Origin of the sequence: Streptomyces sp. NPDC005784 (assembly GCF_042871525.1) — a bacterium.
GTDB lineage: Bacteria > Actinomycetota > Actinomycetes > Streptomycetales > Streptomycetaceae > Streptomyces.
Genome location: NZ_JBIAIQ010000025.1, coordinates 128482 through 144429 on the forward strand (window position 1 = coordinate 128482; position 15948 = coordinate 144429).

Annotated in this window: 15 protein-coding genes and 1 pseudogene; 9 read left to right on the forward strand and 7 right to left on the reverse strand. The window is 68.3% G+C overall.

The window, feature by feature from the left end:
- Positions 1-159: 159 nt before the first annotated feature.
- The 3 genes and pseudogenes from ACFYR3_RS31315 to ACFYR3_RS31325 form a co-directional block, all read right to left on the reverse strand.
- Positions 160-1493: pseudogene (locus tag ACFYR3_RS31315) on the reverse strand (aldehyde dehydrogenase family protein).
- Between the two features lie 258 nt (positions 1494-1751).
- Positions 1752-2135, reverse strand: coding sequence for a VOC family protein (locus ACFYR3_RS31320; RefSeq protein ID WP_389285315.1), 384 nt, complete (start codon positions 2133-2135; stop codon positions 1752-1754).
- A 225-nt stretch (positions 2136-2360) separates the two neighbouring features.
- Positions 2361-3176 carry an oxidoreductase gene (locus ACFYR3_RS31325; RefSeq protein WP_389285309.1) on the reverse strand — a complete coding sequence of 272 codons (816 nt, stop codon included), beginning with the start codon at positions 3174-3176 and terminating at the stop codon, positions 2361-2363.
- Positions 3177-3405: 229 nt separating this feature from the next.
- Between ACFYR3_RS31325 and ACFYR3_RS31330 the strand changes: the two genes are divergently transcribed.
- Positions 3406-3984 (forward strand): TetR/AcrR family transcriptional regulator, encoded by a 579-nt coding sequence (locus ACFYR3_RS31330; protein WP_389285310.1) that lies wholly within the window; start codon positions 3406-3408, stop codon positions 3982-3984.
- Between the two features lie 878 nt (positions 3985-4862).
- On the opposite strand, the gene ACFYR3_RS31335 is transcribed toward ACFYR3_RS31330, so the two are convergent.
- From ACFYR3_RS31335 to ACFYR3_RS31345, 3 genes are all read right to left on the reverse strand, one after another.
- Positions 4863-5204 (reverse strand): helix-turn-helix domain-containing protein, encoded by a 342-nt coding sequence (locus tag ACFYR3_RS31335; protein WP_389285311.1) that lies wholly within the window; start codon positions 5202-5204, stop codon positions 4863-4865.
- Positions 5205-5552: 348 nt separating this feature from the next.
- Positions 5553-6710 (reverse strand): sensor histidine kinase, encoded by a 1158-nt coding sequence (locus ACFYR3_RS31340; protein ID WP_389285312.1) that lies wholly within the window; start codon positions 6708-6710, stop codon positions 5553-5555.
- Positions 6711-6784: 74 nt separating this feature from the next.
- Positions 6785-7447 carry a response regulator transcription factor gene (locus ACFYR3_RS31345; RefSeq protein WP_355838791.1) on the reverse strand — a complete coding sequence of 221 codons (663 nt, stop codon included), beginning with the start codon at positions 7445-7447 and terminating at the stop codon, positions 6785-6787.
- Positions 7448-7630: 183 nt separating this feature from the next.
- On the opposite strand from ACFYR3_RS31345, the gene ACFYR3_RS31350 reads away from it, so the two are divergent.
- Genes ACFYR3_RS31350 through ACFYR3_RS31360 form a run of 3 tightly spaced genes read left to right on the forward strand, consistent with a single transcriptional unit; the run spans position 7631 to position 11016 of the window.
- The gene (locus tag ACFYR3_RS31350; RefSeq protein WP_355838789.1) at positions 7631-8905 is read left to right on the forward strand and encodes an FtsX-like permease family protein; all 1275 of its coding nucleotides are present in this window, start codon (positions 7631-7633) and stop codon (positions 8903-8905) included.
- Positions 8906-8917: 12 nt separating this feature from the next.
- Positions 8918-10303 carry an ABC transporter permease gene (locus ACFYR3_RS31355; RefSeq protein WP_389285313.1) on the forward strand — a complete coding sequence of 462 codons (1386 nt, stop codon included), beginning with the start codon at positions 8918-8920 and terminating at the stop codon, positions 10301-10303.
- A 5-nt stretch (positions 10304-10308) separates the two neighbouring features.
- The gene (locus ACFYR3_RS31360; RefSeq protein WP_355838785.1) at positions 10309-11016 is read left to right on the forward strand and encodes an ABC transporter ATP-binding protein; all 708 of its coding nucleotides are present in this window, start codon (positions 10309-10311) and stop codon (positions 11014-11016) included.
- A gap of 287 nt (positions 11017-11303) precedes the next feature.
- On the opposite strand, the gene ACFYR3_RS31365 is transcribed toward ACFYR3_RS31360, so the two are convergent.
- Positions 11304-11933: a TetR/AcrR family transcriptional regulator gene (locus ACFYR3_RS31365; RefSeq protein ID WP_355839293.1), complete on the reverse strand. Its 630-nt coding sequence runs from the start codon at positions 11931-11933 to the stop codon at positions 11304-11306.
- Positions 11934-12046: 113 nt separating this feature from the next.
- Between ACFYR3_RS31365 and ACFYR3_RS31370 the strand changes: the two genes are divergently transcribed.
- The 5 genes from ACFYR3_RS31370 to ACFYR3_RS31390 all read left to right on the forward strand — a co-directional run bounded on the left by ACFYR3_RS31370 (position 12047) and on the right by ACFYR3_RS31390 (position 15856).
- Positions 12047-12631, forward strand: a complete 585-nt coding sequence (locus ACFYR3_RS31370; RefSeq protein WP_355838783.1) for a dihydrofolate reductase family protein — start codon at positions 12047-12049, stop codon at positions 12629-12631.
- A gap of 50 nt (positions 12632-12681) precedes the next feature.
- Positions 12682-13461 carry a VOC family protein gene (locus ACFYR3_RS31375; RefSeq protein ID WP_355838781.1) on the forward strand — a complete coding sequence of 260 codons (780 nt, stop codon included), beginning with the start codon at positions 12682-12684 and terminating at the stop codon, positions 13459-13461.
- Complete coding sequence (locus ACFYR3_RS31380; protein ID WP_355838779.1) at positions 13458-14054, forward strand: GNAT family N-acetyltransferase; 597 nt, start codon at positions 13458-13460, stop codon at positions 14052-14054. Before ACFYR3_RS31375 ends, ACFYR3_RS31380 begins: the two co-directional genes overlap by 4 nt.
- An 82-nt stretch (positions 14055-14136) precedes the next feature.
- Positions 14137-14358, forward strand: coding sequence for a hypothetical protein (locus ACFYR3_RS31385; RefSeq protein WP_355838777.1), 222 nt, complete (start codon positions 14137-14139; stop codon positions 14356-14358).
- A gap of 1093 nt (positions 14359-15451) precedes the next feature.
- Positions 15452-15856, forward strand: coding sequence for an FKBP-type peptidyl-prolyl cis-trans isomerase (locus ACFYR3_RS31390; protein WP_355838775.1), 405 nt, complete (start codon positions 15452-15454; stop codon positions 15854-15856).
- The last annotated feature ends 92 nt before the right edge of the window (positions 15857-15948 follow it).

Genomic DNA, 15948 nt, shown 5'->3' on the forward strand with positions numbered 1-15948 from the left:
ACCCCGGCGATACGTCACTGCCACAGGACCAGGCAGTCAGCACAGGGCACCTACCGCCACACTGCTGAACTCACGACTGCACCCGCGTCGCCGGGCACCGCAGCCACGAGACCGGCTGCTAGCGTCGCCACGCGTGCGAGCAGGGATGAGGCGACGGGCTCAGCTCAGGGGCACGTCGAAGAGGGACTTGCGGTGGCTGAAAGCCTCGATGGAGTAGATGCCGTGGTAATGGCCCATGCCGCTCTCGCCGACGCCGCCGAAGGGCACGTCGATGATGCCCAGTTGCATCATCGGCAGGCCGAAGCCCAGGGCGCCGGAGGAGGTCTCGGTCGCGAGACGCTGCCGGGTGGTGTCGTTGTCGGTGAACGAGTACAGGGCGAGCGGCTTGTCGCGGTCGTTGATGAAGGCGATCGCCTCGTCCAGGTCCGCCACCGTGAGGATGGGCAGGATCGGGCCGAAGATCTCCTCCTGCATGACCGGCGCGTCGGCCGGGACGTCCGTCAGGACAGTGGGGGCGAGGTACTTGTCGTCACGGTCGATCTGCCCGCCGGCGACAGTGCGGCCGGAGTCCAGGAGCGCGGTGAGGCGGTCGAAGTGCCGCTCGTCGACGATCCTGCCGTAGGTGTCGGAGTTCTGCGGGTCGCTTCCGTACAGGTTCTTGATCACCGCGGGGAGTGCGGTTTCCAGCGCGCGGGCGGTGTCCCGGTCGGTCAGGACGTAGTCGGGGGCGACGCAGGTCTGGCCGGCGTTGGTGAACTTGGTGGAGGCCAGTCGGCCGGCGGCGGCCTCGATGTCGACGTCGCGGTCGATGAACACCGGGGACTTGCCACCCAGTTCCAGGAGGACGGGGGTGAGGTTCTTGGCCGCGGCGGCCATCACGATGCGGCCGACGCTGCCGTTGCCGGTGTAGCAGATCTGGTCGAAGCGCTGGTCGAGCAGGGCGGTGGTCGCCTCCCTGCCGCCTTCGACAACGGCCACCGCGTCGGGGTCCAGGTACTGCGGCACGAGGCGGGCAATGAGCGCGGAGGTGGCGGGGGCCTGATCGGCGGGCTTGAGGACGACGGTATTGCCCGCGGCGATCGCTCCGGCCACGGGCACCATCAGCAGGGTGACCGGGTAGTTCCAGGGTGCGATGACCTGGACCGTGCCGAGAGGGTCGAGGCGGGTGCCGGCGGTGGTTCCGCTGGGCAGGAACGCGAGGCGGTCCGGGGCGACGGTGGTCGGGCTCAGCCACTCCTCCAGGTGTTCCAGCGTGTGGTCGATGTCCCGGACCGGGAAGTCGATCTCCATCTGGTACGCCTCGGCGCGCGGCTTGCGCATGTCGGCTACATGGCGTCGGCGAGGGCTTCCCGGTTCTCCGTGAACAGACTGCGCAGTTGGGTGAGTTGCGTGCGGCGCCAGGCGATCGGCTTGGTACGGCCGGTGCGGAAGGTGGCCTGGAGCCGGGCGACGAGGTCGGCGGCGGTTTCGGTGGGGGCTTCGGTGGTGGACATCAGGGGCGCCGATCGCACGATGCGAGAGATGGATGAACAGGGAGATGGTTCAGTGGGGTACGGCAGTTCGAGCGCGCAGCTCAGTGCCGTAGTGGAGATGGCCTCCGGTCGGAAAGCTGTTGGGCCCGTTCCGGGCCCCCGATCTGGCACGCCTTGCGGGCTCATCCGCGGAAGAGCTGGGCGGGAGCGGGACGGTGCGCGGTGTTGACTGTCAGGCGTCGAGGTCGACGGCGTGGCGACCTGGGGCCGGGGTGGACGTCAGCCGGCCGTGACGAACTCGAGCTGGATGTTGTCGAGGTCGCGGAAGACCACGGTGGAGATGGGGAACGGCTGCGTGACATGCCGGACGCCGGTGTGCTCGATGCCAAGCTCGTCGAGCCATGCCGCCCACGCCTGCAGTTCCTCGCGTGAGGCGACCGAGAAGGACAGGTGATCAAGGCCCGTACGGACCTCGTCGAATGCCTCCCCCTGGTTACCGGTGTTGGTGTGGAACGCGATCACCACTCCCGAGCGCGGCTCGGCGAGCAGCGTGCCGTAACCGGTCTCCTCCTTCTCCAAGTGCGGGAACGTACCCAACACCTGGTCCGTGCGGAACAGCCGCTGGTACCAGGCCATGCTGGCGTCGATGTCGGTGACCGTCAGAGCGACGTGATTTCAAGCCCGCGATGGTGGGGCCGGTGTCTCCTTGAAGGGAATGCGGTGACCGAATTGTTGGCATCACCGCATGGTGGGGGTGTTTCTCCACCGGGCCCTTGCTCTGACCGTGTGCGGCGCGGTCGACCCGGGCTCCGGTCGTGGGCCGACGCCCCGGGCAGTCGCGGGTCCGACACCCGGGCAGGGGGCGAGTGCTCGGCGTGCCCGGTGGTGTCAGCCCGGCAGCTTGTTGAACTTGCGGATCTGCTGGTCGAAGAACCGGGCGGGGGCGAGGCGACGCGCCAGGTGCATGCGCTTGGCGAACGGTCCCGCGGGGGAGCGCAGCTTCGGCTTGCCGGTGGTGGCCGCGGTGACGACGGCCTCGGCGACGACGGAAGGGGCGTCTCCGCCCCTGACCGCCTGCGCGACGGCCTGATCGACGGTCCGCCGCCGGCTCTCGTAGACAGACAGCGGCGTGTCCGGCTGCACGAGGTTGCCCTCGAAGGCGGTGTTGGTCCCGCCGGGCTCGACGAGCAGGACCCGGACCCCGTACTCGCGTACCTCGTGGTCCACGGACTCGGAATACCCCTCGACCGCGTGCTTGGACGCGATGTAGGCGGACATGAACGGCTGGGGCGCGAACCCGTAGAACGACGACATGTTGATGATGCGGCCACGACCCTGGGCCCGCATGAGGGGCAGGACGGCCTTCGTCATGCGGATCACGCCGAAGACGTTGATGTCGAAGACGCGCTGGTGCTGCGCCACGGAGCTTTCCTCGGTGGCGCCCGACGAGCCGATGCCGGCGTTGTTGACCAGGACATCGATCCGGCCGAACCGGTCGATGACCTGCTGAACCAGCGTGGCGACCGAGTCATCGCTGCTCACATCGAGGTCGAGGAAGGTCACGCCCTCGCGCGGGGCGACCTTCGCGGTGTTCCGGCTGGTGCCGACCACCTCGAAACCCGCCCTGCCGAGGGCAAGGGCGGTTGCCTCTCCGATGCCGGAGGACGCGCCCGTCACCAGCGCTACCGGTCGTTTCGTGGCCATGGGTAACTCCTTGGAATCGGATCACTTTCGGGGTGATGTGCAGCTGTTCGTGGCGACCGCCGCAAGATCAGCTTCACCCATGCTCACCTCCGCCGCACGAGGGGTACCTGCAACTCCAATGTAGCCGCTTCCACGATAATTGCAACTTTACTGTCCCAGTTAAGCGATGATGTGCTGCTTGGATGTAGCCTCTGTGGTAACAAAACCCGATGACGGGAGGGGAGAAGCGATGGGCCGAGTACTGCGGGCCGATGCCGAACGTAGTGTGCGCGCGATCCTGGAGGCAGCCGAACGGGTGCTCGCCGAGGATCCCGGCGCACCGATGGAGAAGATCGCCGAGGCCGCCGGTCTGGCCAGGACGACGGTGCACCGCCGGTTCGCGAACCGGCAGGCCCTCATCGAAGCGCTGGCCGCCTCCGCGAAGCAGCAGCTCACCGACGCCATCGACGACGCCCACCTGGACACCGCACCGCCGCTGGTCGCGCTGCACCGCGCCACCGCGAACACGCTGCGGGTCAAGGGCGCCTGGCGCTTCACACTCGGCAACCCCATGGCCCAGGACGGTGTCACCGAGGACGTCTGGGGCGAGATCAACTCGCGGTCCCTCGCCTTCCTCGCCCGGGCGCAGCACGAAGGGCTCCTCGATCCGGCCGCGGACCTGGAGTGGACACGACGGGTCTACTACGCCCTCATCAGCGAGGCACTGCACGGGCCCGGCGCCGGCGAGGACCCGGATACGCAGAACCCCGAGGCGCAGGCCACCCGCATCGTCGACACGCTGCTGCACGGCGCGGGACGACACCACTGAGCCGCACTCACCCAGTCGCCGGACGCTCGGGAGCAGGCGCTCACACCACCCTCACAGACCCCATGGACACTCCCCCGCCACAGAGTCTCCGACCTGGACTTACGCGATCATCCTGGACCAGCTGGACCCGCTGGGACGGTTTCTACGACATGTGCCATGTCGTACCGCAGGACTCGCACGCCAACACCACAGATCACGGACCAAGATCCGGACTAGGTGCGGACCAACTCGGCTCAGCAGCAGACGATTCCACCGTTTTCCGCAGGTCAGAGGTGATGCTGAGCGTGTACCTCGTACTCGCCGAAGAAGCTCGGCTTCTTCTAGACACAGAAGAAGGGCGCCTGACCAGGCAAGATGCCCGTCAGGCGCCCTCCGCGTCGCCCATCGGCGCCTCCTACCCCTGCATGGACTCCTCGATCAGCCCGTTGGCATGGTTCCGCGCTGCGACCGGGAACTTGGCGTAGTAGCGGAAGAGGACCTGGATGCTTTGTCCGGCTCGGCGCGTGCACTCGGCGGGTCGACTCCGGAGGCCAGCCAGAACGAGATGCCGGCGTGGCGCAGGTCGTAGGGGCGCTTCGCCAGCTCACGGGCGTGCTCGTCAGGGGCAGGAGCGGCCTCACGCGCCATCCGCGGCCCACGAGTACAGCGCGCGTCTCCGTATGCGAGGCGCCCGGTAGACGGCCCCTGGCTCAACGAAGGTCGGAGTGACCTGAGGGCGTCCGCCGAGCTGATCGGGCTGTGTCTGCGCGACCGTCCGTCAGCGGTCCTTGTCGGCGGCGACGGACGAGCAGTTCACGCACACGGCAAGGAGGCGGGGGTTCGACTCGCCCGTGGCGCCGATCGGCTCAGCTGTCCGCTGTCTCCGTGGTGCCGGTCGACTACGAGGACGGGGGCTTCGCCGTCTGCCGCACTGCGCGCAGCGCGAGGGAGAGTTCGGTGATGCCGCGGGGATCGGCCAGGGAGCGGCCGGTACGCTCGGCGATCCGGCGCAGGCGCATGCGCACTGTGTTGGGGTGAACGTAAAGACGCTTGGCTGCCTCCTCGGCCGATCCGCCGCAGCCGAACCAGACGTCCAGCGTGTCCAGCAGCAATTCGCGTTCGCCCTCTCCCATCTGGTGGACCGCACGCGGGAGCACGGCTGGGTAGAGCGCGCGCCGGATCCTGTCGACCGTCGTATCGTCCTCGCCCGGCTGACCGGCGCGGGAAAAGTTGCCTTGCAAACGGCAGCTCCGCTCCACCTTGCCTGTGTGCGCTCTCGCTTCCTCGATCGTCTCACCCCTGCCCAGGTGGAGCAGCTGCGCGAGATCAGCGAGGCACTCATCGGGTCGGTCGACCAACAGAATGAAGGCGGCAACGCAGGGTAGGAATCGGCGCCTCCACCGTGGGTCCGCCGGTTGCTGCCCATTCTCGGGCGCCGGATGGTCGGTGGCCAGGGGATGGATCTCTCGATCTTCCAGCGTGGCGTCCGAGCCGTTCGGAGGACTCGATACCGGGCGGGCGATACGGGCGTGCTTCTACCGTGCGGCGGACAAGTCACTGGGTTGGTGGCGGTGTTGAGTGGTCGTGAGTCAGGTGGCGCGGAAGGTGACGCGGACGGTCAGCCCTCCGTCCCGGCCGGGGTGGGCGGTGATGTTCGCGCGGTGGGCGTCGGCGATGGATCTGGCGATGGACAGGCCCAGGCCGTGACCGGTGGTGCCGATACGGTCCTGGCCGAGGCGGCGGAAGGGCTCGAAGAGGTCGGCGACCTGGTCCGGTTCGATGGTGCTGCCGGTGTTGGCGACGGTCAGGGCACGGTCGGCGAGATGGACGGTGACGGTGCCACCGGGCCGGTTGTACTGCAGGGCGTTGTCGAGCAGGTTCGTCTGCAGGTGACGCAGCAGAGTGGGATCGCCCTCGACCCGGAGCGGCTGGTCCGCCGTCAGGGTGAGCGAGAGGTCCTTCGCCCGGGCGGCGGGCTGCAGTGCGCCGGTCAACTGGCGTGCCATCGCGGCGAGGTCGACCTCTTCGGTCTCCTGCAGGCCGCTGTCGCTGCGGGCCAGAACGAGCAGTGAGTCGATCAGTCTCTCCGCCTCGCGGTTGACGGCCAGCAGGTCCTCTCGTACGTCCGCCAAGCCGTCGGGCAGGGGGTCGGCCAGTCCGACCTGCAGGCTTGTCCGCTGCACGGCAAGCGGGGTGCGCAGTTCGTGCGAGGCGTTGGTGACGAAGCGGCGCTGGCCGGCGAACGCCTTCTCCAGGCGTTCGAGCATGATGTCGAAGGTGTCGGCGAGTTTGTGGAGCTCGTCGTCCGGTCCGGTGAGAGCGAGACGCTCATGCAGGTTCTCCTGACTGATCCTGCGCGCCGCGTCCGTCACCGCCGCCACCGGCCGCAGCGCACGCCCGGCGATCCACCACCCCACCACAGAAGCGAGCAGGGTGATCAGTACCAGCCCGACGCCGGACCACAGGAGCATCTGCTGCAGCGCCGCGCCCTGTACGGCGGCCACCGTCCGGTCGACCAGCTTGAGGGCGATGCCGTCGGAGTCGGTGCCGTGCGGGAGGGGGAAGCTCGTCCCACCCGGGGTCGTCAGGCTCACCGGCGTGGTCGTGCCCGTCGGACTCGCCACGCTGAACGGCCCCACCGGGCCGACGCCGGAGACCACATCGATGTCCCGCACCTGCTGGGTGGTTCCGTAGCGAGCCAGCACCACCACGAAGGCCAACAGCCCGGCCCCCGACAGTACGAACAAGACGGCGAAGGCAGCGGCGATCCTGCCCCGAAAAGGCATCTTGCGCAGGGGGCGGCGCATACGGGCCGACCAGGTCAACGGCACAGCCGATACCCCTCACCGGCGTCCGCCACGATCACGTCCGGCAGGCCGAGTTTGCCCCGCAAGCGGCTGACGGTGGCGCGGACCGCGCTCGTGCGCGGGTCCAGGTGCTCGTCCCAGACGGAACGCACCAGCTCCCGGTGTGTGACGGCCTCGCCGCGCGCCTCGACCAGCATCAGGAGCACGGCGAACTCCTTGGGCGTGAGATCGACCGCCCGGCCGTCCACGCGCACTTCGTGCCGGGACAGGTCCAGAGAGATCCCCTGGTAGTGGTGGACGACCGGCGACGCCGTGGGCGTACGCCGGCTCAGTGCCCGCACCCGGGCGACCAGTTCGGTGAAGTCGAAGGGCTTGGTGAGATAGTCGTCGGCTCCCAGGCGCTCCAGGCCGTAGACCCGGTCCTCGAGTGTGCCCGCCGCGGTCAGCATCAGGATCATCGGCGGATCCGCCCGTCCGCGGAGCCGGAGACAGACCGCGTCGCCCGTCATCACCGGCAGATCGCGGTCGAGGACCAGCACGTCGTAGTCGGCAAGCAGGCACATCCGTTCGGCCTCGTCGCCCGATGCGGCGATGTCGACCGCCATGGACTGTCTGCGCAGGCCGGTGGCGATGGTCCGCGCCAGGATCGCGTGATCCTCGGCTACCAGAACTCTCATGGGATCAGAAGACCACGCCCGCGTTTACAGCGAGATAAACGCCGTCCGGTGCGTTCGGCCCACTAACCGTCCGGACCCGGCGCCCGATCGGCCCATCCCGGTGGGCGGACCCGGGAACCGCGACTTTATGCGGCCGTAACAGCCTTTATGTCGCTGTGCGGGTCCGGCTGTTGTCCTGCGTCCATGAACTTCGTCAAGCGGGCTGCCTTCAGCCTGGGGGCCAGAAGAGGAAAGACCAGCCTTCTGCTCGGCATTTTCCTGGTGGTCTGCACACTGCTGCTGGGCGGCTTCCTGCTCCGGGACGCGACCACCCGCCAGGAGGCCGAGGCCCAGCGGCGTATCGGCGTGGACGTCACTGTGCGCGGCCCCAAGCTGACCTCACACACGGTCGACACGCTCGGTTCCTCCCCGGTGGTGCAGCGGTACAACCCGGTGCTGCGCGGAGTGAGCAAGCCTCCGGGGCTGCCTCTCGTGACCTCGAACCTGCCGAAACCCGGCCGGCCGGAAGGAGGCAGCGACCGGGGCCATGACGGACTGGCGGTGAACGGCATCCGTGACTCGGGGATGCTCCTCGACTTCTCCACCGGCCGTTCCACGATCGTTGCCGGTCGCGGGCTCACCTCGCAGGACAACGCCCGCAAGATCGTTCTGGTCAACCAGCGCCTGGCCACGAAGAATCGTCTGAAGGTCGGCGACACCATCCCCCTGGCCTCCCCCGACGGCAAGCACACGGACTCCTTCACCGTCGCCGGCGTGTACGAGGACTCCCGCCAGGACCCGCCCCAATGGGTGGCGCCCAGCGAGCTGTCCGCGAACCAGGTGTACGCCCCGGCCGCCGCCCTGTCCGCGCTCGGCTTCGGAACCAAGCCCGACGAAGCCGTCTTCAAGATCCGCTCTCCTGAGCAGGCCCGGCAACTGCACACGGAAGCCGCCCGGTTGCTCGGCACCGACGGCTTCCGCTTCGACATCAACGACAAGGCGTACCGCGACCAGGTCCTGCCACTGCAGCGGGTCGGGACGTTCACCACCGCCCTGGTCTGGCTGATCACCCTGTCCGGAGCGGTGATCCTCACCCTGATCGTGACCATGACGATCAGGGACCGCCGCGACGAACTGGGCATGCTGCTCGCCCTGGGCGAGAAGAAGTGGAAACTCATCGGCCAGCACACCGTGGAGGTCGCGGCCGTCCTGCTGCCCGCCCTCGCTCTGGCAGCCCTGGCCGGCCAGTCCCTGGCCCACCACGCGGGCACCCTGCTGCTGGTTCGCGATCAGCACAGCGTTACCGCCGGCCAGAACCCCGCCGACCAGAACCCCACGGTGTCGGACATCCGCATGGAAATCGGCGACCTCGGCAAGGTCGCCGCCATCGGCCTGGGCATCGCCCTGGTCGCCACCGCCGTCCCCGGCATCGGGATTCTCCGACTGCACCCGCGCTCCATCCTCACCGACACCGAATAGGCCCACTTCCTCATGAACTTCATCAAACGCGCCGGCCTGAGCCTGTGGTCACGCAAAGCCAGAACCCTGATCGCCCTGGGCACCTTTCTGGTCATCTGCACCATGGTGCTCGCCGGGTTCCTCATCGGAACCGCCACCGGACGCGCCGCCGACAGCGCCGAACGCCGCCTCGGCGCCGCCGTCACCCTTGAGATGGATCTCACCGGCGCGGGGGGCGGCATGCCGGGCCAGGCCCCGCAGATCGGCTCGGACGTCGTCGACAGGATCGGCGGATCCCCGCTGGTGGCCAAGTACAACTACACGTACAACGACGGAACCACGCTGCTCGGCGGCCTCAAACTCACCAGCAGCAAACGTTTCGCGTCCGATGCGCCCGCCACCTACACCCTGGCCGCCGGCGTCCGGGACTCCTCCCTGCTCCCCGATTTCGCCAGCGGCAACTGGAAGCTGCTGTCCGGCGGGCATGTCACCGCCGCCGATCAGGACCGCAACGAGGTCCTGATCGAGGAACGGCTGGCGAGCAAGAACCACCTCAAGGTCGGCGACAAGATGACGCTGTCCGAGAACGACCCCACCGGCAAGGGCAAGGCCGTCTTCACCGTCAAGGGCATCTACCACAACCCCTCCGACCAGCCCGACCCCGACTATCAGCAGGCCCCGGGCGACAAGCTGATCGTCCCGGCCGGCGCACTGGGCAAGCTCAACTCCGGCGGCAAGCAGGGCCCGACTCCCCTGCAGGGCGCGACCTTCCAGCTGAAGGACGCCGCCGCGTTCGACGCCTTCCACGCACAGGCCGACCGTACGGCCGGGAACGCGCTGAAGGGATTCAAGCTCAGCATCAACGACAAGGCCCTGAAGCAGATGACCGGTCCCCTGGACAGTGTCACCACCTCCGCGACCGCGGCCACGTGGCTGATCGGCATCGCCGGGGGCCTCGTCCTGGGTCTGCTTGCCACTCTCGCGGTCAAGCAGCGCCGCACGGAGTTCGGCATCCTGCTGTCCTTGGGCGAGACGAAGTGGAAGCTGGTCGCCCAGCAGTGCGTCGAGATGGTCGTCGTCGTGGTCCTCGCCATCGGTCTGAGCTCGGTGTTCGCCCAGAACTTGACTCAGAAGGCAAGCGACACGTTGCTGCACGACCAGGCCGCCTCGGCCCAGCGGAAGATCAACGCCTGGCAGCCGCCGCCCCCCGGCTCCACCGGACTGGAACAGGGCATCGACCCGAACTCCGCGCCGGTCAAGGGCGCCGACCCCATAGACAAGATCACTGTCCGGCTGCAGCCGTCGGACGTCGCCACCGTCGCCGGTGTGAGTCTGGGCATCGGTCTGCTGGCCACCGCGATTCCCGCCGCCTCCGCGCTGCGCCTCAACCCCCGCCGCATCCTCACCAAGGGCAAGTGACCGCCATGAACGAGACCGCACCCGCCATCACGCCGCCCGCCCTGCAGTTCACGGATGTCAGCCACATCTACCAGAACCAGCGACGCCGGACCACCGTGCTCAAGCAGATCGACCTGGCTTTCGAACGCGGCACCTTCTACACCGTCCTCGGCCCCTCGGGCAGTGGCAAGACCACGCTCCTCAGCCTGGCCAGCGGGCTGGACAGCCCCACCAAGGGAATCATTCGTTTCGACGGACAGGACCTGGCCGAACTCGGTCTGGGCCGCTACCGCAACAACCACGCAGCCACCGTCTTCCAGCAGTACAACCTGCTCACCTATATGACGGCGCTGCAGAATGTCATCACCGCCATGGAGATCACCGGCGCCAAGCCGGCCACGGGACGGCGCAAAGCTCGTGCGCTGGAACTGCTCGCCAAAGTCGGCCTCGACCCCGACATGGCCGACCGTAACGTCCTCAAACTCTCCGGCGGGCAGCAACAACGCGTCGCCATCGCCCGGGCCCTCGCCTGCGACGTGGACATCCTCTTCGCCGACGAACCAACCGGAAACCTCGACGAGGACACGGCCGACGGCATCATCGGCATCTTCCAGGAGCTGGCGCACACGCAGAACAAGTGCGTCATCGTGGTCACCCACAGCCAGACCCTCGCCGCCCGGTCCGACCGAACGCTGACCCTGCGCAAGGGCAAGGTCGCCATGGGAGCCGCCTGAGCTTCGGCTCCTCCCCACCCCGGCCACGTTGCGCCTCCGCCCGCAGGAGGGGCGGGGGCGCCGACCGGCGCCTCACGAGACATGCCCTCAGGTAATTCCGGGCGACTCTGCCGCGCATGCGGCGCAGGCCGACCAGTGTGTAGTGGCCGACCGCGCCGGTTCGGGGCTAGCCAATATCGAGGGTGATGGTGTGTTCGGCCTCGAACGACTCGTCCTCCTCACCCCATAGGACACGGTTTGGAGTTCTTGGCCGTGGCCCGTCGCGCGATCCCGGGCGTGCGGCGAGGTCACCGGGCCGTGCCGGTGGGGTGGTTGCCCAGGGCGGCACCAAGGAGGGTGCGGAGGTGGTCGGCCTCCGGGAGCAGGGTGGCCTCGATCTGGTCGTCGGTGCGGCCGGCCAGGGTGAGTTCCTGGATGCGCCGGAACAGCAGGCGGTCCGCGGCGGCGATCAGGGCGGCGGCGGCCCGGGGTGTGATGGCCGGGGTGGGGTCCGGGGCGGCGGCGGTCAGTGCTGCGGCGAGTGCCGCTTCCCGCTGGTCGTGCAGTTCGCGCAGCCGGGCTGTGAGGGTGGGGCTGTCGGCGACCATGCGGGCGAAAGCGGGGCCGGTGAAGCCGACCACGGGGTTGTGTTCCAGCAGGGTGGCGCGGAAGGTCCGGCCCAGGGCGGCGAGCGGCTCCTCGTCGGGCCCGCGCTCTGCGACGGTCCGGGCCAGGCCCTGGGTGAACGCCTCGTGGTGGTCGAGGGCCAGGTCTTCCTTGCGGGGGAAGTAGTTGGTCACCGTCTTCTTGGCCACCCGGGCCGCGGCTGCGATCTCGGCGATGGTGGTCTGCTCGAAGCCCTGCTCGATGAAGAGCCTGGTCGCGCAGTCGGAGATCAGCTGCCTGGTCTCCTGCTTCTTGGACTCACGGAGTCCCATCTCGGTCACCATGGAGCAATCTTACGTCCGTCGCAAAATTATGCTTGACCTATCAGCTGGCTCGTAGCTAAAGTTATGCCCGTAGTAAACTTAGCCCGAGCCAATGGAACTGGATGCGAAAGCTCACCTACTTCGTCGGCACCACCATCGACGGCTTCATCGCCGCCCCCGACGGTGACTTCGACTTCTTCACCCCGCACCTCACCGAGGACTACCTCCCGCACCTGGCCGGCGAGTACGCGGACTGCCTCCCGAGCCCAGGCCGCGCGGCCCTCGGCGTCGCGGACGTACCCAATACCCGCTTCGACACCGTGCTCATGGGTCGCGGCACGTACGCCCCGGGTCTGGCCGTCGGCCTCACCAGCCCCTACGCCCACCTGCGGCAGATCGTGTTCTCCCGCTCGCTCACCACCAGCCCGGACCCGACCGTCGAGGTCACCGGCGAGGACCCGGCCGCCCTGGTCCGCAAGCTCAAGCAGCAGGACGGGCTCGGCATCTGGCTCTGCGGCGGCGCCGACCTGGCCGGCCGGCTGCTCCCCGAGATCGACGAGTTGATCGTCAAGCAGTACCCGGTCGTGACCGGCACCGGCATCCCGCTGTTCCGCGCCGGCTTCTCGCCGCGCGCCTTCCGGCTCACCGACAGCCGCGTGTTCGAGAACGGCACCCTCGTCCTCACCTACACGAAGGCCGCCGGCTAGACCGGCATCCTTCGCCCGCCACGCCACGCCCGAACCAGCCAGGAGCTGCCTTGAACGTCACCACCGCCACCCTGTCCCTCAGCGTCGCTGACGTGGACGCCTCACGCGACTTCTTCTGTACGCACCTCGGTTACCAGGTCACCATGGCCGCCGACGGCTTCGCGTCCCTGACCCGCGGCGACGCCGCCGCCGACATCGTGCTGCTCCGCCGCGGCACCGAGGTGCTCCCGCCCGAACAGCGGAACCGGCAGGCCGGCGGCCTGATCCTCGCGCTCACCGTCATCGGCCTCGACGCCGAGGAGCGCCGCCTGCGCGAGGCCGGCGCCCCGATCACCATGCCGCTGCGCGAAGAGCCTTGGGGCGAGCGGCTGTTCCAGCTGACCGACCCGAACGGAGTCGTCGTCCAGCTCGTCGAATGGGCCACCCCCGACGAGCCCGCACGGACCGAGGAGCCCGCCATACACGTGATCAGCCCCGACGCCAAGAACGTCACCCAGTCCCCGAACGCCCGGATGACCGGTCTGGCCGCTCCCAGCCGGGGCAGCTCCGAACTCAGCACCTGGACCGTCGCGATGGAGGCCGGCCAGACCGGCCCCGAGCACTCCATCAGCCGCGAGCAGGTCTGGACGGTGACCACCGGCGTCCTCCAGGTCACCTGCGCCGGCCGCACCGAGAAGATCACGGCCGAGCAGACCTTCGTCCTCCCGCCGGACGTGCTCCGCCAGGTCCACGCCCCACAGGCGGCCGAGGCACACGTCGCCATGCGTGCGGATGGCATGGCCTCCGTGCCCGGCACCGAGGGCACCCGCACCCTGCCCTGGGCCCAGTGACGGCCCGTCACCCCTCGATCATCCTTCCTGCGATCCGCAACGGAGCCCGCCTGTCCATCCGCATCACCGCCCTGACCGAGCCTCAGCAGACCTCCACCGCCCGCCGCCTCGCCTGGCTGGCCGCCGCCCCTGACGGCCACCCCGTCGGGTCCGCCTTCCTGCGCCTGTTCACCAAGGACGGTCAGCGCCACCTCGCCGAACTGGACGTCCAGGTCGACCCGGCCGAACGGCGCCGACGGGCAGGATCCCTCCTGCTCGGCGCGGCCGTCGCCGCCGCCCGACAGGGCGGCCGACGATCCGTCATCTCCCAGGCCGAAGCCGGCACCCCCGGTGCGGACTTCCTCACCGCCGACGGCTTCCGCGCGGTGCCGACCCTGACCTACGCCCGGCTGCCGCCGGCCGACGCGGACCTTCCTGCGCTCACCGCCGACGCCGAAAGCCCGCACGCCGGTTACCAGTCTCGTCGCGGCCGCCTCCGGCGCGTAGTGCCGGGCATGAAGCAGATCAGCAGTCGTTGGCCATGGCTTGCGTGTCGTATCTGCCGGTTCAGTTCCCGAGGACTGTCGTCGTTGCACTGCTCAGGACATTTGTGAGGCTCATTGTGTGACATCTGTACTGCAGAATGTGTGCCTCTTGACCGTGCCCCACGCCTGTCGACCTTCGTAGGCTTGGGGCATGTTCAAATCCCACAAACCAGGACCAGACGACGCCTGGGAAGGCATCGTCGAGGACAAATCGCGGGGCATGCTCGACGGCGCGAACATGTACCACTTCGTCAAGGTGAGGCGTGCGGACGGCCAGTCCACAAAGGTGCGCATCGACCGTGGGCTGTGGAAGTCGATCGCGGTCGGCGATCGCATCGTAAAGGAGCCGGGCGGCGGCCCGGTCAAGGCATAACCTCCCAGGACGCGGGACGGAGAACACCTCGCAACGACACCCGCCGGCACCACAGGCCTACGGGCGTTGTCCAACAACGCACCCAGTTTGATCTGCTCGCCAGCGACGTACTCCACCGCTTTCCTCCCAACGCGCAGATGGCCTTCGGGTTCAGGCACGGATTCCGTGAAGTCGATGCCGAGGCCGCTACGGGCTGCTGCCAGCCCGCGTCTTGCTCGCGGTGGTTCGCGGTGAGAGAGAACGCTCGGCATGACGACTTGAAGAGCACCGGCCGGGCACCAGCACTGGTTGAAGGTCGGGGCCTGGGACACGGTCTCGGGAGGGGAGCGACGGATCTGTGCCGCTTGCGGGACGTCCGTCCGCTCGTATCAGTACCGCTTCCATCCGCCCGGGTCCTCCTGAGCTTGTTCCGCTTTGACGGCCACCATCGGTGGTGGTCTGCGAGTGCGGTCTCGTATTCGAGGGACTGCGGTAGCCGAGGCTGCTGTGCAGACGGTGCAAGTTGCACCAGCCCTCGATGACCAGTTCCTGGCACGGACCGGCGTTCGTCTCTGCCGGAACAACCGACTGCAGCACTTCGCGCCTCGCCGGGCTGCGGTCAGTGACGACGGCGCTCCGTGGGGAGAATTCGGGGAGTGTCCGAGCCCCCGGGAGCGCGAGGGGAGGAACGACCCTCGTCGTCCGGGTCGCCGCTCACGGTCACTGCGGGTTCGCGAGCGCTCCCGCCCCGTTGCTCGATCGTCGCTTTCAGGACGGAAGCCGTAGTCCCGATGATGCTGAGGAAGAGAGGCAACCGCATGTCCAAGCCGACCGGGGAACCGGCGAGAGTTGTGCCTGCGAAGTCCGGCGTTCGGTCGGCATGTCTCGCAATGTGCCGACAGCCGTCTGCACCTCGACTCGTTCTGGCGATTACCGCGTGACCTGTGCGTGCCGGTCGCGTTCGTCGGCTGCGCGAAAGATCATCACGTGTGGCCGCTGGATCTGGTGTGCTCCGGGGGCCGGCATTGTCGGTAGCGTGACCATCTGCTGCATGGAGTGTCCATGTGTCCGGCTGGTCCGTGCGACGGTCTCCGACGCAACCTGATGAGGCGCAATGAGTGAACTGAAGAAGCCCGAGGTCGACGTTCCGGAGGGTGACGCTCCTATCGAGCTGACCATCCGGGACCTGGTCGTCGGGGGCGGGGCTGAGGTGAAGCCGGGCATGGTGGTCAAGGTCCACTATGTCGGGGTGACCTTCGAGTCCGGGAAGGAGTTCGATGCCTCCTGGGACCGAGGCCAACCGTTCAAGTTCACCCTGGGCGGCGGCAAGGTCATCAAGGGCTGGGACCGGGGGGTAAAGGGGATGAAGGTCGGCGGCCGGCGCGAGATCATCGTTCCCCCGCGTCTCGGCTACGGCAATCAGTCGCCCTCGCCGTTGATCCCGGCGGGCTCGACCCTGGTTTTTGTGGTGGACCTGCTGGACTCGTATTCCAGCACAGCTGGTTGGAGCAACGCCTAGCCTCGATCTTTCGTGACGGTCCGTCGGTTCTTCCGGTGGGCCGTTTCGGCTTGTCGCGCGGATTGTGGGCAGGGTGGCAGCCCGGCTGTCGT